Annotated in this window: 13 protein-coding genes; 6 read left to right on the plus strand and 7 right to left on the minus strand. The window is 63.9% G+C overall.

From position 1 onward, the window contains the following. Positions 1–3: 3 nt before the first annotated feature. From PCO31110_RS26175 to PCO31110_RS15865, 3 genes are all read right to left on the minus strand, one after another. A complete protein-coding gene (locus tag PCO31110_RS26175; RefSeq protein WP_150690851.1) occupies positions 4–705 on the minus strand; it encodes an SH3 domain-containing protein in 702 nt (233 codons plus the stop codon). Positions 706–1,098: 393 nt separating this feature from the next. Then, complete coding sequence (locus PCO31110_RS15860) at positions 1,099–2,205, minus strand: S-(hydroxymethyl)glutathione dehydrogenase/class III alcohol dehydrogenase (protein ID WP_010805175.1); 1,107 nt, start codon at positions 2,203–2,205, stop codon at positions 1,099–1,101. A 261-nt stretch (positions 2,206–2,466) separates the two neighbouring features. Next, entirely contained in the window at positions 2,467–4,188 is a 1,722-nt protein-coding gene (locus PCO31110_RS15865) for a putative bifunctional diguanylate cyclase/phosphodiesterase (protein ID WP_150690852.1), read from the minus strand. 472 nt (positions 4,189–4,660) lie between these two features. On the opposite strand from PCO31110_RS15865, the gene yfiR reads away from it, so the two are divergent. The 4 genes from yfiR (at position 4,661) to PCO31110_RS15885 (ending at position 8,759) form a co-directional block, all read left to right on the plus strand. Beyond that, positions 4,661–5,245 (plus strand): regulatory sequestration protein YfiR, encoded by a 585-nt coding sequence (gene yfiR, locus PCO31110_RS15870; RefSeq protein WP_010805173.1) that lies wholly within the window; start codon positions 4,661–4,663, stop codon positions 5,243–5,245. Positions 5,246–5,271: 26 nt separating this feature from the next. Then, positions 5,272–6,624, plus strand: coding sequence for a diguanylate cyclase DgcN/YfiN (gene dgcN / locus PCO31110_RS15875; protein WP_150690853.1), 1,353 nt, complete (start codon positions 5,272–5,274; stop codon positions 6,622–6,624). 137 nt (positions 6,625–6,761) lie between these two features. Continuing rightward, positions 6,762–7,286, plus strand: coding sequence for an outer membrane lipoprotein YfiB (yfiB, locus tag PCO31110_RS15880; RefSeq protein WP_306439163.1), 525 nt, complete (start codon positions 6,762–6,764; stop codon positions 7,284–7,286). 261 nt (positions 7,287–7,547) lie between these two features. Further along, on the plus strand, positions 7,548–8,759 hold the full coding sequence (locus PCO31110_RS15885) for an SGNH/GDSL hydrolase family protein (RefSeq protein ID WP_051126559.1): 1,212 nt from the start codon (positions 7,548–7,550) through the stop codon (positions 8,757–8,759). Positions 8,760–8,781: 22 nt separating this feature from the next. Here PCO31110_RS15885 and PCO31110_RS15890 read toward each other — a convergent pair whose 3' ends face one another. Next, positions 8,782–9,444 (minus strand): 2-hydroxychromene-2-carboxylate isomerase, encoded by a 663-nt coding sequence (locus PCO31110_RS15890; RefSeq protein WP_010805169.1) that lies wholly within the window; start codon positions 9,442–9,444, stop codon positions 8,782–8,784. Between the two features lie 244 nt (positions 9,445–9,688). Here PCO31110_RS15890 and PCO31110_RS15895 point away from each other — a divergent pair, with 244 nt between their 5' ends. Together PCO31110_RS15895 and PCO31110_RS25705 are read left to right on the plus strand one after the other, a co-directional pair. After that, positions 9,689–10,741, plus strand: a complete 1,053-nt coding sequence (locus PCO31110_RS15895; RefSeq protein ID WP_010805168.1) for a YeiH family protein — start codon at positions 9,689–9,691, stop codon at positions 10,739–10,741. A 123-nt stretch (positions 10,742–10,864) separates the two neighbouring features. Beyond that, the gene (locus tag PCO31110_RS25705; protein WP_168162952.1) at positions 10,865–11,035 is read left to right on the plus strand and encodes a hypothetical protein; all 171 of its coding nucleotides are present in this window, start codon (positions 10,865–10,867) and stop codon (positions 11,033–11,035) included. Between the two features lie 83 nt (positions 11,036–11,118). Here the strand turns inward: PCO31110_RS25705 and PCO31110_RS15900 are convergent, their stop codons facing one another. From PCO31110_RS15900 to PCO31110_RS15910, 3 genes are all read right to left on the minus strand, one after another. After that, on the minus strand, positions 11,119–12,012 hold the full coding sequence (locus PCO31110_RS15900) for a glycosyltransferase family 2 protein (RefSeq protein WP_150690854.1): 894 nt from the start codon (positions 12,010–12,012) through the stop codon (positions 11,119–11,121). 16 nt (positions 12,013–12,028) lie between these two features. Beyond that, the gene (locus tag PCO31110_RS15905) at positions 12,029–13,342 is read right to left on the minus strand and encodes an O-antigen ligase family protein (RefSeq protein WP_081636392.1); all 1,314 of its coding nucleotides are present in this window, start codon (positions 13,340–13,342) and stop codon (positions 12,029–12,031) included. Between the two features lie 127 nt (positions 13,343–13,469). After that, positions 13,470–13,817: a hypothetical protein gene (locus tag PCO31110_RS15910; protein ID WP_010805165.1), complete on the minus strand. Its 348-nt coding sequence runs from the start codon at positions 13,815–13,817 to the stop codon at positions 13,470–13,472. Positions 13,818–13,823: the final 6 nt, after the last annotated feature.

The raw sequence follows: 13,823 nt of genomic DNA on the forward strand, positions 1-13,823 counted from the left end.
GCATCAGCGATTCGGCCCGCCGGGGCCACCCCCAGGCGGGCGGCCGCCTTGACCGCCACCGTGTCCTCCCCCATGCCCGCCGCCTGACGGACGCGGGCCGTGGCCCCCACCGCCACCCGGCGGGCGCGGGCCGGGACCGGCGCCATGGCTTGGCGGACGCGGCCCCGGACCATGACTTGCACCGTATCCGGGCGGGCGTGGGCCTGCACCGTGCCCCGGCGGACGCGAGCCCGGTCCCGGATAGTGTCCCGGCGGGCGTCCCGGTCCGCCCCAGGCGGGCGGGCGAGGCCCGGGGGGCGGTCGATGCCAATAGCGCTGGTCGTGGTACCAGGGGCGATTGCGGTAATAGTTGCCCCAATATGCGCCGATAGAGAACGTCACGATCGGCAGCCCGATCATCGTGCCGTAGTTGAGCACAGGCACCGGGTTGCCCTGGTATGGATAGCTCAGCAGCGCCGCGTAGACCCAGCCGCGCGTGCCGGGCAGGCCCACGTCGCACCACGAGTAGTCGGACAGGCAGCCGTAGACGGTCACCGGCATGCCCGCGCCGGCTTGGGCAACGATCGGATAGGCGCTCGCAGGACCCGCGCGCACATTGGCGGGCGCATTGATCACCGCCTGCCCCGATTGCGCGGTCGCCGCGTCCGGCAGCATCACCAGCGTCGCCGCACCCGCGAGCACGAGCGGCAAAGTCCATTGGTTCATTTTCGTCTCCCTGTCATGACGATGCGGCGGGCCGGGCGAACCTTCCGCGCGAGCAGGCCGGCGCATCCCTGCCTGCATGCCCGTTCGACCGGTTGCGTCGGCAGTTGGTTTGCGCTCACATGTAACGAAACGAAACGGGGCGGCAATCTTCGCTTGCGTCAGGTGGCATTACCTAATGAGGGAGAGACGCCCGTTGGGATAGCGCAGGTACCACGATTACACGCCTGTCGCGAGTTATTCGGTGCGCAGAAAGGGGGGAGAGCGTCGCGTGCCGGGACTGCCGGTGCCGTATCGGGGGCGAGCGGCGCCAACGGTGGATGGGGGGCGAGTGCCCCGCAGGCGCTGCCAGCGGGGCCGTCGGGCGGCGCGAGCACGCCGCCGTGTGTCATGCGATCAGTACAGCACGACCGAGCGAATCGACTCGCCGCGCTTCATCAGATCGAAGCCTTCGTTGATCTGATCGAGGCGCAGCGTGTGCGTGATGAGATCGTCGATGTTGATCTTGCCTTCCATGTACCAGTCGACGATCTTCGGCACATCGGTGCGCCCGCGTGCGCCGCCAAATGCCGAGCCCTTCCACTCGCGACCGGTCACCAGTTGGAACGGACGCGTGCTGATTTCCTGACCCGCTGCGGCCACGCCGATGATGAACGACTGGCCCCAGCCCTTGTGGCAGCACTCGAGCGCCTGACGCATGGTCGTCACGTTGCCGATGCACTCGAACGAATAATCGGCGCCGCCGTCGGTCAACTGCACGATGGTGTCGACGACGTTCTCGACTTCCTTCGGGTTGATGAAATGCGTCATGCCGAACTTCTTGGCGAGTTCGACACGGCCCGGGTTGATGTCGACACCGATGATCTTGTCGGCACCGACCATCTTCGCCCCCTGGATCACATTCAGGCCGATGCCGCCGAGACCGAACACCACCACATTGGCCCCTGCTTCGACCTTCGCCGAATAGACGACGGCGCCCACGCCGGTCGTCACACCGCAGCCGATGTAGCAAACCTTGTCGAAGGGGGCGTCGGAGCGCACCTTGGCGACCGCGATTTCCGGCACGACGATGTAGTTCGAGAACGTGGACGTGCCCATGTAGTGGAAGATGGGCTTGCCGTCGAGCGAGAAGCGCGACGTGGCGTCAGGCATCAGGCCGCGGCCTTGCGTGCTGCGGATCGCCTGACAGAGGTTGGTCTTGCGTGACAGGCAGAACTTGCACTGGCGGCATTCGGGCGTGTACAGCGGAATGACGTGATCGTCTTTCTTCAGCGTGGTCACGCCCGGGCCGACATCGACGATGACACCAGCCCCCTCGTGGCCGAGGATGGCGGGGAAGATGCCTTCCGGATCGGCGCCGGAGAGTGTGTAGTAATCCGTATGGCAGATGCCGGTGGCCTTGACCTCGATCAGCACCTCACCGGCGCGCGGCCCTTCCAGATCGACTTCCTCGATGGTCAGGGGTTTGCCTGCCTCCCAGGCAATGGCAGCTTTGGTTTTCATGGCGATATTCCTCGTTGCAACGTCGTTCGGGGGAATCCCTTCGCGACGTACCTTACCGCTTTCTAAAGTCGCGCGCGAGTCTTGACACGCCATGTCAACGGAAAAAGCGGGGCCGGACACAAGAATTGCCGGTGTTCGTCTGACGATGGCCCGGCTGCCGGCTTGAGCCATGTCTGATTGGGGCGGGGGGAGATGTCCTGTTCTGCGACGTAAAAAATCGGGAAGTCGACTGGGCCATTCGGCGCGGCGCCATCTCGCGCGTCAGCGACGGGCGCCGCTGCCCAGCGGCGCCATGATGTGATAGAAACCGTGGATGTCGACCGGCCGTGCGAACCAGTAGCCCTGCGCCTCGTCGCAACCCAGTTCGGTGAGCCGTTGCGCTTGCGCTTGCGTCTCCACACCCTCTGCCGTCACACGCAGCCCCAGAGAATGGGCCATGGCGATGACCGCGCTCACAATGGCGTGGCTCGGGGCATGGGTCAGCATGTCGCGCACGAAGGTCTGGTCGATCTTCAGGCGATGGACAGGGAAGCGCGTCAGGTAGGCAAGGCTGGCGTAGCCTGTGCCGAAGTCGTCGACGGCGATTTCCACCCCCAGATCGTGCAATGAGCGCAGGCAACCGACGGCAGCGCTGGAATCCCCGAGCAGCACGGTTTCCGTGATTTCGATTTCCAGATAGCGCGGCTCCAGCGCATGAGTGCTCAAGGCGCGCTCGATCATGCCGACGACGTCTTGACGGGCGAACTGCTGCGCCGAGACGTTCACGGAGATGCGCGGCAGTTGCCCGCATCGCCGCAACAGCCGGCTGGCTTCGCGGCACGCCGTGTGCATCACCCACTCGCCAAGCGGCAGGATCAGCCCTGCGGTTTCCGCAATCGGTATGAATTCCGCCGGACCGACGGCACCCAGGGACGGGTGACGCCAGCGCAGGAGCGCTTCGGCGTTACGAATTTCGCCGTTTGCCAGACTGACCTGAGGCTGGTAGACGAGATGCAGTTGCGAGTGCGCCTGCTCATGCACCGCCACGCGCAGCAGGCTTTCGAGTTCGTTGCGGCGTCGGGCGTGCGCGTCCATCTCGCTGCTGAAGAAGCGCAGTCCGCCGCCCGCCGCGCCGGCAATGCCGAGCGCGATATGAGCGCGGCGCAACAGCGTCTCGGGCGTATTGCCGTGGTCGGGATAGCTGACCGCACCGATGCTCGCGTCGAGCGCAACGGCATTCTGGTCGACGTCCACCCATTGGGCGAGCCGCGCCTGAATCCGCGCTGCCAGCAAGCGCGCGCCATCGCCCGTCTCATTGGTGACGATGACGAACTGACTGCCGCCGAGGCAAGCGAGCGCATCTTCGGGACCGCTCGCTTCGCGCAGCCGTTCGGCGGCGATGCGCAGCGCCAACTCGGCGGTCGGCGGCCCGAACGTGCTGCGCAGCTTGCGCAGGTGATCGAGTTCGACGAGCAGGACCGTGAGTCCGGCCTGTTGGCGAGCACAACGATGGATCGCCAGTTCGAGCCGTTCGTTGAGCAGGGTCTGGTTCGGCAGAAGGGTGACGGGATCATGGTGTGTGACGTACCAGAGCCGGGACGCCACCTGCACCTGTTGCGAGAGGTCGAGCACGATACCCACCCAGCGCCGCTCGCCTGGGGCATGTTCGATGCAGGAAAGCGCCAGCCGGATCGGCAGCCAACTGCGCATGTGGGTGAGCAGATGCCATTCGTCGTCGTAGGGCACGGCTTCGTCGCCCGACAGGCTGGCCAGCGCCGGCAGACGGCGGCGAGCCAGTTCCGACGGGTCGAGCAGCGAGAGAAAACTGCGCTTGCCCAGGAGGTCGGCCGGTGGGTAGTCCGTCAGGCGGGTGAACGCGGTATTCATGCGCTCGAGCATGCCATCGTCGGTACAGACGAACATGGCATAGGGTGCGCTGTCGAGCGCGGCACGGCTCAACTCGGCCTGGACATCGGGCACCCGGCGAGGCACGGGGTCGTTCACGCCGGTGCCTCCCGAAAGCCGGCCCGGCCGGCGTTCAGGAACATCATGCAACACCTCCCTGGCGTCGCGATTATTATCTCGATAATCGAGCGATCGTACCGCACGATTCCCGTTGTTTATCAAATGGTTACGAGCGCCATTCTGCCACGTTGCGAGCCCGTGCGGGCAAGGGAAAACGCGGGGGGGCGAAGGGGTTCCGAAAACGCGCCGGCGCGTGCATGCTGTGCATGCCCGTGCGGCAAAAAAAACGTGCTGAACGGCGGCAGAAAGCGAGGGCCGCATGCCCGTGGGCGTTGGTTCCGGCCGTCTCATTCATGTGGCCTGACGGCGGGTCCTTCGGTATCATGCGGCCTGGTTCAAGCGGGGGGCTGTGCATAAACGCGAGCCGGATATCGCGTTGTCTGCCTGCCCCGATCCATTTTTTCGGCAAAGGAAGACAGCGTTGCATTGCGCCTGGATATCGACAAGCGGGATGGCACGAGGCATCTGGCGAGCACGCCGGCCGCTTCATCGTCTGCGCGTGCGTCTGGCGCGTCTCATGCTACTCGTCTGTTGGGCTGCGCTCGGCAATGCCGCTGCGCAGCCGCCTGAGGCCGCCGCGCCCGCCAGCACGCGCGAGGCCAATGTGCGGCAGGTGGTGCTCGGCATCATCAGCTTCACCCGCTGGCCGACGCCGCCGGCCAAAGTGCGCCTGTGCGTGAGCGGCAACACCGACTATGCGCGCGACCTGCTCTCAGGACCCTTGCCGAGCAGCGGCGTACCGGTCGAGGCGCAACGTGTGTCCGTCGCCGATCCCACGATTGGTTCGCAGTGCGACGCGTTGTATCTCGGTGCCATGACGGACACCGAGCGCCGGCAAGTGCTGGCGACCATTGCGGGTCACCCCATATTGACGATCAGCGAGCGAAACGACTCGTGCACGCTCGGGACGATGTTCTGCCTGAACGTCGATCCCGACCGGGTGACTTTCGACATCAACCTCGACACCGTCGCGCGCAGCGGTGTACGTGTCCACCCCAATGTGCTGAAGCTGGCGCGAAAACCGGGGACACAATGACGACTTCACGCCCCCCAACCCCCCCTATGTCTCCTGGTTCAGGCGAGCCCGTTACCGGGTTGCCGCCGCCCCATATTTCATCCGATGCGCCGGCCGGTGGTGGTCATGAGCCACCGCCCGTCGCGCATCCCACCGTGACGCCGGCCTCGGCCCGTCGACACCCGTCGTTGCAGGGCGTGTTGCGTCGCACCCACTTGCGCCTGGCCGTCTCTGCCGTGGTGCTCGCCGCCGTCGCGCTCTCGCTCGTGGCGTGGCTCGCCTTGCGCACGTATGCCGAGAACAATTTGTTGCTCATCGGGCGCTCGCTGACCTATACCGCAGAGGCTGCGGTCGTGTTCGGAGACCGTGTGGCCGCGCAGGAAGCGATTGCCCTTATCGCCAACGACGAAGACGTCTTTCAGGTGCGCGTGCTCGATGTGAGCAAGGCACAGTTTGCCCTGTGGCGCCGGCACGATGGCAGTACACTTGCGCAAGTCGAGCGCATGGTGGCGGAAGTTGCGCTGCCCGGCCCTGTCACGCTGCCGATTCGCCATGGCGGAAAGGTCGTCGGTTACGTCGAAGTGCAGGGCGAGGGGCATCAGTTCTTCGTCTTTTTGCTCAGCGGTTTGAGCGGGATACTCGCTTGTCTGCTGGTGACGTTCGCGGTGTCGAATGTGCTCGCGAAGCGGATGCATCGCGATATCGTCAAGCCGCTGCGTGCGCTCGCCGAAGTGGCGCACGCCGTGCGCCGCGAACGGGCGTTCCATCAGCGTGTGGCGGCCACACCGCTGGCCGAACTCAAGGAGCTTGGCGACGACTTCAATGCGTTGCTCGACGAATTCGAGGGGTGGCAGAATCACTTGCGGGCGCAGAACGCCACGCTCGCGCATCAGGCGAATCACGATCCTTTAACGGGGCTGCCGAACCGGGCGTATTTCGAATCGCGGCTTGCGCAGGCACTTGTCGACGCGCGCGAGGTCGGCACGCACGTCGCACTGCTTTACCTCGACAGTGACCGCTTCAAGGAAATCAACGACCAGTTGGGGCATGATGCGGGCGATGCCGTGCTCGTGGCCATTGCCGAGCGGTTGCGTCAGCCGTTGCGCGAGGGCGATCTGGTCGCTCGGCTGGGCGGCGACGAATTCGCCGTCATGTTGCTGGGCGTGCGACAGACGTCAAACGCCGTGCGGCTTGCGCAGAGCCTGCTCGTGGCGATGGAAAAACCGATTGCGCTGCCCGATGGCGGTGAGGTCGTGACGTCGATGAGCATCGGCGTAGCGTTGTACCCGACACATGCCGACAATGCCCCCGCACTGCTGCGCGTGGCGGACGCGGCAATGTATCAAGCCAAGCGGGCCGGTGTCGGCACCTGGCATGTTGCGGAAAGCCCCAAAAGATAAGGCGGCGCGCAGCACCTGAGCTGAAAGACACCACCCACATGAATGACGACCGGATTACCTAACGCAATGGGGACTTTGCTTTGGACTTCGCTGTTGACACACATGATTCACACTCACATTCGCTGAACCTCACTTTCGTGGCGCGCCTCGTTCGCGTCATCGCCCGGCGGGGGGTGTTGGCTCGCAGGTTGTTGGGGGTCGTTTGCCTGCTGGGCTTCGGTATGCTGGCCGGTTGCCAGACCACGCCGGTTCACGGCCTGACGGCCGAGCAGATTGCGGCGCTCAAGGAGGAAGGTTTCAAACAGACCGACGAAGGCTGGGAATTCGGCCTGTCCGACACGGTGCTGTTCGATACCGGCAAGTTCGTGGTGCGCGAGCCTGCGCAGCAGACTGTCTTGCGTATCGGCCGAACGCTCGTGCGGGTCGGGCTGAACGAGGTCCGTGTTTACGGGTATACGGACTCGGTGGGCAGCGACACTTACAATGAGCAGCTCTCGGCACACCGCGCCGATGCTGTCGCCAGTGTGCTGGTCGACGCGGGCATGCAGCGCGCCGGAATTCAAACGATCGGTGCCGGCAAGCGCGATCCCGTGGCGGATAACAGCACGCCTGCCGGCCGTGCGCAGAACCGGCGCGTCGCCATTGTCATTTCGACGCGCTAAGTTTTTCAGGGCGCCGGGTTTCGTCACATCAAACCGTGTGTTGCATCGGCATCGACGCTGGCCATGCCAGTCATTGACCTTGGCCACAATCAGGCACAATGGCGGCTGTTGCCGGGCGATTCCGGCCGAGTTGCCTACGTTGCCCCGATGCTCCCGACGTTTCTGATCCACCGGTCTTCTTCCGCCGACGGTTTGCGCCGAACACCCCGTGCGCTGCGCGCGCTGGGCGTTGCCCTGAGCGTGGCGTTGTGTGCCGTTGCGATGATGGGCGTGACGTCGCGGGTCTTCGCGCAGAACGCGCGCGTCGGTACGTGGGCAACGGCGCCGCAAGCCGTGGCGCAGCATCCGGCGGCACCGTCGTTCAATCGGGCGCCGACGGTAAGCGGACGCACTATTCGTCAGATCGTCTATCCCACCCTTTCCGGCAACGACGTTCGCGTGCGCTTTTCCAACGCCTACGGCATGCAGCCGTTGGTGATCGAGCGCGCGAGCCTCGCCCTGTCGTCGCGGGGGGCGGCGGTCGATGCCGCCAGCGTGCGCCCACTGACGTTCGGCGGCCAGCCGATGGCCCGGATTGCGCCCGGCGCCTCGCTCGAGAGTGACCCGCTGCCCTTCGCCGTGCGCGCCGGAACGCCGCTGGCAGTCAGCCTTTTCACGCGTGAAGCCAGACCACCGACAACGTGGCACAAGATTGCGCAGCAGACGGCGTTTCTGAGCGGCGCGGGAGATTTCGTCGACACGGCGCAGGCGTCGGCTTATCCCACGCGTTTCACGAATACGTTATGGCTCGCCGGACTTAGCGTAGTGCCGGAAGCGCCTGCGCAGGCCATTGTCGCTATCGGCGACTCGATTACGGACGGCATGCGCAGCACGCTCAACGCGAATCGGCGTTGGCCGGATGCGCTGGCGCGGCGTCTGGAGAGTGCCGGGCGGCGCGACATCTCGGTGCTCAATCTGGGCATCAGCGGCAATCGCCTGCTGCACGATTCGGCCTGTTACGGCGAGCGCCTCGTTGCGCGCTTCCGGCGCGACGCGCTGGAGCAACCGGGGGTGCGAACCGTTGTCGTGCAAATCGGCATCAATGACATCAACTTCGGTTACGTGCCGCCTCACGGCGGCCTCGACTGCGACGTGCCCCATGTGATCGTGAGCGCACCCGACATGATCGCGGGGTATCAGTCGCTGATCGCCGCTGCGCGTTCGCGCAACGTCCGCATTCTCGGAACGACGATTCCACCGGGCAAGCTGCCGCCCGAGCGAGAGGCGGTGCGTGAAGCCGTCAACCAATGGGTGCGCACGAGCGGTGCTTTCGACGGCGTGATCGATTTCGACGCCGCGTTGCGCGACCCGGCGCAGCCCACGCGCATGCTGCCGCGTCTGGACAGTGGCGATGGCACGCACCCGAGCGATGCCGGCTATGCGGCCATGGCCGACGCCGTGCCGCTGCCGCTAGTGCTTGGCGGGGCGAAGTAACGCTAACGCTCAGGCAAGGGTGTCAGCGTTCGCGCCGCACACCGATCGTGACCTGCTCCAGACGCGCCACGTCGGGCGAGCGCAGCCATTCCGGATGGGCGAGGCAGTGGCGGAACAGCGCCGTGGCGTCGTCGCCCCAGTACAACTCCCCGTCATAGGCAAACGTCGGAACGCCAAACACCCCGGCGGCAATCGCCGTGTCGGTGTTCGCACGTAGCGTGGCTTTGGCCTGCGGGGCTTCGGCCAAGGCGATGGCTTCGTCGGCCGAAAGACCGAGGCGCTCGCATAGGTCTTGCCAGCCTTGTCCGTCGGTAACGTCGCGCCCTTCGGCCCAAATGAACCGGAAAATCGTGCGCACGACGTCGCGGGTGGCGCCTAGCGCCGCGGCCAGACGCAGCACGCGTATTGGATGAAACGGGTGCACCGGGGGCATGCGAAACGCGATGCCGTCCTGCTCGGCGCGAAACTGCGCCATGCGGTACGTGAAGATGCGCTTATGCGGGGTCTCGGCCGGCCCCTGCGTTTGAAGATGCACGAGAATCGCACCCAGCACGATCGGCTTGAGGTCGATGGCGAGCGAGCGCGGCAGTGTGTCGAAACGCTCGAATTGCAGATAGGCGAATGGGGAGGAGAAATCGAAATACCATTGCGCGCGACGGGCAGGGGTGTCGGCAACTTGTGACATGAGGGGCGATCTCCGGATCTGGATTCTGGACGCTCTTCCTGGCGGCTTAGGAGAGTGTAGCGGTCCACCGCAGACATTTGCACCCGTCGGCATTTGCAGCACAGGTGAAAAAAACCATCAATTCAAAGAGTTACATGCCGGATAAATAATTATCGGTTATTTGGATATATCGTATCCGATATAACGATTTTTATTATCGAAGCGGAGTTTTTAGACTTGCAGTCATTCCAGAGGAGTGCCTGCGATGACCACAAAAACCGATATCACCCGCCCCGCCACGGCCAGCCGGCCCGATACGCTGGTGCCGGATCGGCAGAATCCGTGGGCCGGCCTGATTCTCTCGACGGTGATTGCTTTTGTGGCGTTGTTGCTCGGTCGTCAGATGCCGCTCATCGGCGGTCCGGTGTTCGGCATTCTGCTCGGCATTATCGTTCGTAACGTGTTCTCGCCCGGTGTTCGTTACGAAGCCGGCATCAAGTTCGCCTCGAAGTATGTGCTCCAGTGGTCGATCATCGCGCTCGGCTTCGGCCTGAGCCTGTCGCAAGTGGCGCATACGGGGCTCGAGTCGCTGGCGGTCACGGGGGTTACGATCACCGCTGCCGGCCTGTCGGCGTGGGGGCTGGGCCGTCTGCTCGGCGTGGGCGACAAGCTCAAGCTGCTTATCGGCGTAGGCACGGCGATCTGCGGCGGGTCGGCCATTGCGGCGGTCACGCCCATCGTCAAGCCGGACGACCACGAAACGGCATTCGCCATCTCGACCATCTTTCTGTTCAACATTGCCGCCGTGTTGCTGTTCCCGATGCTCGGTCACATGCTGCATCTGTCGGACCTCGGCTTCGGCATGTGGGCGGGCACGGCAATCAACGATACGTCGTCGGTTGTGGCCGCTGGTTATAGCTACAGCAAGACGGCAGGCGATTACGCGACCATCGTCAAGCTCACGCGTGCCACGCTGATCATCCCGATCTGCCTGACGCTGGCTGCCATCGTGGCGTACCGCGCCAAGCGTGCCGGGGCCGGCAACTTCAGCCTCGCCCGCATCTTCCCCTGGTTCATCCTCGGTTTTCTGATTGCGTCGGGGGTGCGCACGGCTGGGCTCGTACCGGCGGAACTGCAACCTTGGATTCACGACGCAGCGGAGTTCCTCATCATCGTCGCCCTCACGGCTATCGGCCTGTCGTCGAACCTGCGCCGCATGGCTTCAACCGGTGTGCGCCCCATTCTGCTGGGCTTGGGGGTGTGGGCTGCCGTGTCGGTCAGCAGTCTGGCGGTGCAACTGGCAATGGGCCAGCTTTGATGCGCACGGTCGTGAACGACGCTCAGGGCTAGGGCTGACCCGGCGGGCAAGCCGGGGGCGGTCGCCTAAAATGGAATCACGGACGACCGTTGGCCGTCCGTGAAGCATTTTCCGGAGGCCGTGATGACAACCTCATTCGGTGAAATCTGGTACACGATCGGCGCGCTGGTCGTAATCGCGCTGCTGGCCGGCATGGTGTGGGAGCTGGGTGTCTGGTGGACGCGCCACCCCGATCATCGGGCGGTGCAACGTCTCGAGCACGCGTGGGAGAAGATTCGCCACCCGCGCCATTGATTGCCTGAGGCGGCGCTTCTCGAAACACTCGGGGAAAAACGGCTGACGCTCGTCAGCCGACGGGAAAGTGTATGCCTCGCCGCTCAGTCGAGCTTCAGGTGACTCGGCACGTTCGGGTCCCAGCGCTCGAGGTCTTCGAGCGGATACGGCTTGCTGCCATGCAAGGCCCGTTTGATGCGGCTCTGGCCGCTGGGCCGGGGGACGTTGGGTAACGCGGCGCCGGCCGGTGTGCCCGCCAGATCGAGATAGCCGCGCTTGAACTCGGCCTGGGTCATGCCCCACTTCATCAGAAATTCGCGGCTGCCGCGATTCTTCACGACACGGCCCGTCGACCGGCAGCCGAAGTGATACACCACGCTTTTACCCACAATGCGGAACGTGCGGCAGCCGACGAGCCATAGCTTCATGAGGAAGTCGTCGTCGCTGCTCATGCCTGGTCCGAACTCGATGCTGTAGCCGCCTACGAGGTGCCACAGACTGCGGCTCACGAGGGTGGGTTGCGTCGGCACGCCGTTGACATCCTCACGGCCGAGCGAGGCCGCAAAGGCGAGCAGGGCGGCTTCGTCGAATGTCTCCGTCGTCGTACCGAAGTCCCGCGAGACCACCTGTTTGCTCCCCCCGGCGTTCGGTTCGATCATCACGGACGAGAGGTAGTACACCGGCGTGTCGAGTGCACGGGCGGCGTCGAGGAGGGCAGTGTCCCATCCGGGCGTGACGAACATGTCGTCGTTCAGAAAGAGCAACTGGTCGTGCGACGCGAGCGGTGCGAGCTGATTGAGCGCCAGACAGACGCCGACGTTGCCGCTGCTGTGCGTGTGACGCAGACCTTGTTCCCGTACCCATTCGAGCGTGCCGTCACTGCCGTCGTTCACGTGAACGAGGATCTCATGCGCTTCGCCGGAATGCCGGCGGACGCTATCGATGCACAGCTTCAGGAACGGCAGATTGTTCCAGGTCGGAATCAGGATACTTAGCATGTGGGGAACGGCGTGGTTACGGCGCGGCAGGGATCTTGTCGTCGGACGTGCCGATCGAATTGTCCACAGGATATGCGAAGGCCGCGAACAGGGCCACCATCGTCGAGTAGAAGGCGACGGTGACCTTCAGATTGAAGGTCTCCACAGTCAGACCGAATATGGCGAAAGCGACCGCCGTCATCAGACCCATCAGCGCAGCACGATGCTCTCTGGGGCTATGGCGGATCTTGGCAGACCGGATGAAGAAATAGGCCGGGCCCACGTAGACCCCAAGAATGCTCAATAGGCCGAACACCAGTCCGTAGTCGACGACGTAAGCAAGAACCTGGTTATGGACTTCGCCCCTGCCCAAGTCTGCTGCTGTGGGCGTCAGCATGCCGGTTGCCGCCATCCCTGGCATGGCATCGTGATATCCATGGGCGCCCAATCCCAGTAAGGGATTTTCTCTGGTGAGCTTTGCCGCCGCTTTCCACAGTTCCAGCCGGATACCCGTAGACGAATCGGGCTGCCCGGCGGAACGACTGGTGAGATCTGTCTGGATGGATTCGAACCGCTCCCGAACCCTTGGCGAAGCGAAGGTGCTGATCAGGAGAACAATGGCAATGAGTGCAATGGCGGCTCGCCGGCCCGTACTGATGGGATGTTTGTGCCAAAAAAACCACACAATCAGCAGACAGGGCAATGAGATCCAGCCTCCACGGGATTGGCTTGCCCATGACGCATAGCAGCCAGCCGCACCCCCAAGAATCTTAAAGGCGACGATCCACGGTTTGTCATGGGAGAGCCAGTGAATCGAAACGAGAGACAGGATGCCGAGCAGCAGTGCCATATCTCCGAAATGAATCGGGTTCAGAAACGAGCTTTCGGCTCTCGCGGCGAGGAGGTCTGCCGTCGAGTACAGGGCCATGGCTGCGGCACAGATGGCTCCGGCACCGAATGTCAGGTCGACCCATTTCGGAATGACATAGGCAATCCTGCGCAGACTGAAAAACACAATGGTGGCGAGCAGGAAGCGCACGGGGGAGTCGAGCGTATTCGCGACGATCTTGCCGTGGAACACTTCAACCGCCAGGATCGCAAAGAACGGCAGGAACAAGGCGACGACGAACACCCGGACGTGGGGGCTGGTCTTGATGAGGGAGGAAATCTCGCCGAACCTGCGATCCATCAGGAGGATGGCCGCACCTAACGCCACGATTAAAAACATAACAGTGTTCCCTCCGCGCGGAAGGATAAGCGCGGCGGCGGGAAACAACAGGATTAGTGTGCCGAAAATTTTGGCAAAAAGATGTCGGCTGGGCATCATTGCCGACGTTTCAGACGTGCTCATTGGCTAACTGGCGGACTTCGCGGTTTGCATTTGCACGAAGTATGCCAGAAATGCCCGCGCCGACGCATTTTCGTCGAATGCGTACAACCTCCCATGGGAAAACCGGGAGGATCGTGCTGAACCCGCTTTACAAGTTCATCGCCCCCAGCACCTCGCACAGATGCAGCGCCACATGGGTCCAGGCTGCCTCATCGTACGAATCCCCCTCGCGCGCCTGCCGCTGCGCTTCGTGAAATGCACGCCAGAGGGCTGCGGCGCTCGAGGGGGTGCCCCCGGCCAACTGGTATTGGCGCTGAAGCGCTTCGGCCAGCCACGGTTGTTCGTGGGCACAGGCGTCGGCATAGGCCTCGACGGCAACCCGCGCGTAGGGGTCGCCCGCCGGGTCGAGTACCACTGGGTGACTGGCAGCCGGCCGCGGTATAGCGGACAGGGTGTGGCGCTCGGCGGCGTTATGGCGTGTGTGGCGATGTTTCATGAGGGT

Source organism: Pandoraea communis (genome assembly GCF_902459745.1).
In the GTDB taxonomy this organism is placed as follows: Bacteria; Pseudomonadota; Gammaproteobacteria; order Burkholderiales; family Burkholderiaceae; genus Pandoraea; species Pandoraea communis.

Coding starts and splice junctions, on each gene's coding strand:
- PCO31110_RS26175 (WP_150690851.1), bottom strand. CDS start 705: ATGAACCAATGGACTTTGCCGCTCGTGCTCGCGGGTGCGGCGACGCTG.
- PCO31110_RS15860 (WP_010805175.1), bottom strand. CDS start 2,205: ATGAAAACCAAAGCTGCCATTGCCTGGGAGGCAGGCAAACCCCTGACC.
- yfiR (WP_010805173.1), top strand. CDS start 4,661: ATGGCACGAGGCATCTGGCGAGCACGCCGGCCGCTTCATCGTCTGCGC.
- dgcN (WP_150690853.1), top strand. CDS start 5,272: ATGTCTCCTGGTTCAGGCGAGCCCGTTACCGGGTTGCCGCCGCCCCAT.
- PCO31110_RS15885 (WP_051126559.1), top strand. CDS start 7,548: ATGATGGGCGTGACGTCGCGGGTCTTCGCGCAGAACGCGCGCGTCGGT.
- PCO31110_RS15890 (WP_010805169.1), bottom strand. CDS start 9,444: ATGTCACAAGTTGCCGACACCCCTGCCCGTCGCGCGCAATGGTATTTC.
- PCO31110_RS15895 (WP_010805168.1), top strand. CDS start 9,689: ATGACCACAAAAACCGATATCACCCGCCCCGCCACGGCCAGCCGGCCC.
- PCO31110_RS25705 (WP_168162952.1), top strand. CDS start 10,865: ATGACAACCTCATTCGGTGAAATCTGGTACACGATCGGCGCGCTGGTC.
- PCO31110_RS15900 (WP_150690854.1), bottom strand. CDS start 12,012: ATGCTAAGTATCCTGATTCCGACCTGGAACAATCTGCCGTTCCTGAAG.
- PCO31110_RS15905 (WP_081636392.1), bottom strand. CDS start 13,342: ATGAGCACGTCTGAAACGTCGGCAATGATGCCCAGCCGACATCTTTTT.
- PCO31110_RS15910 (WP_010805165.1), bottom strand. CDS start 13,817: ATGAAACATCGCCACACACGCCATAACGCCGCCGAGCGCCACACCCTG.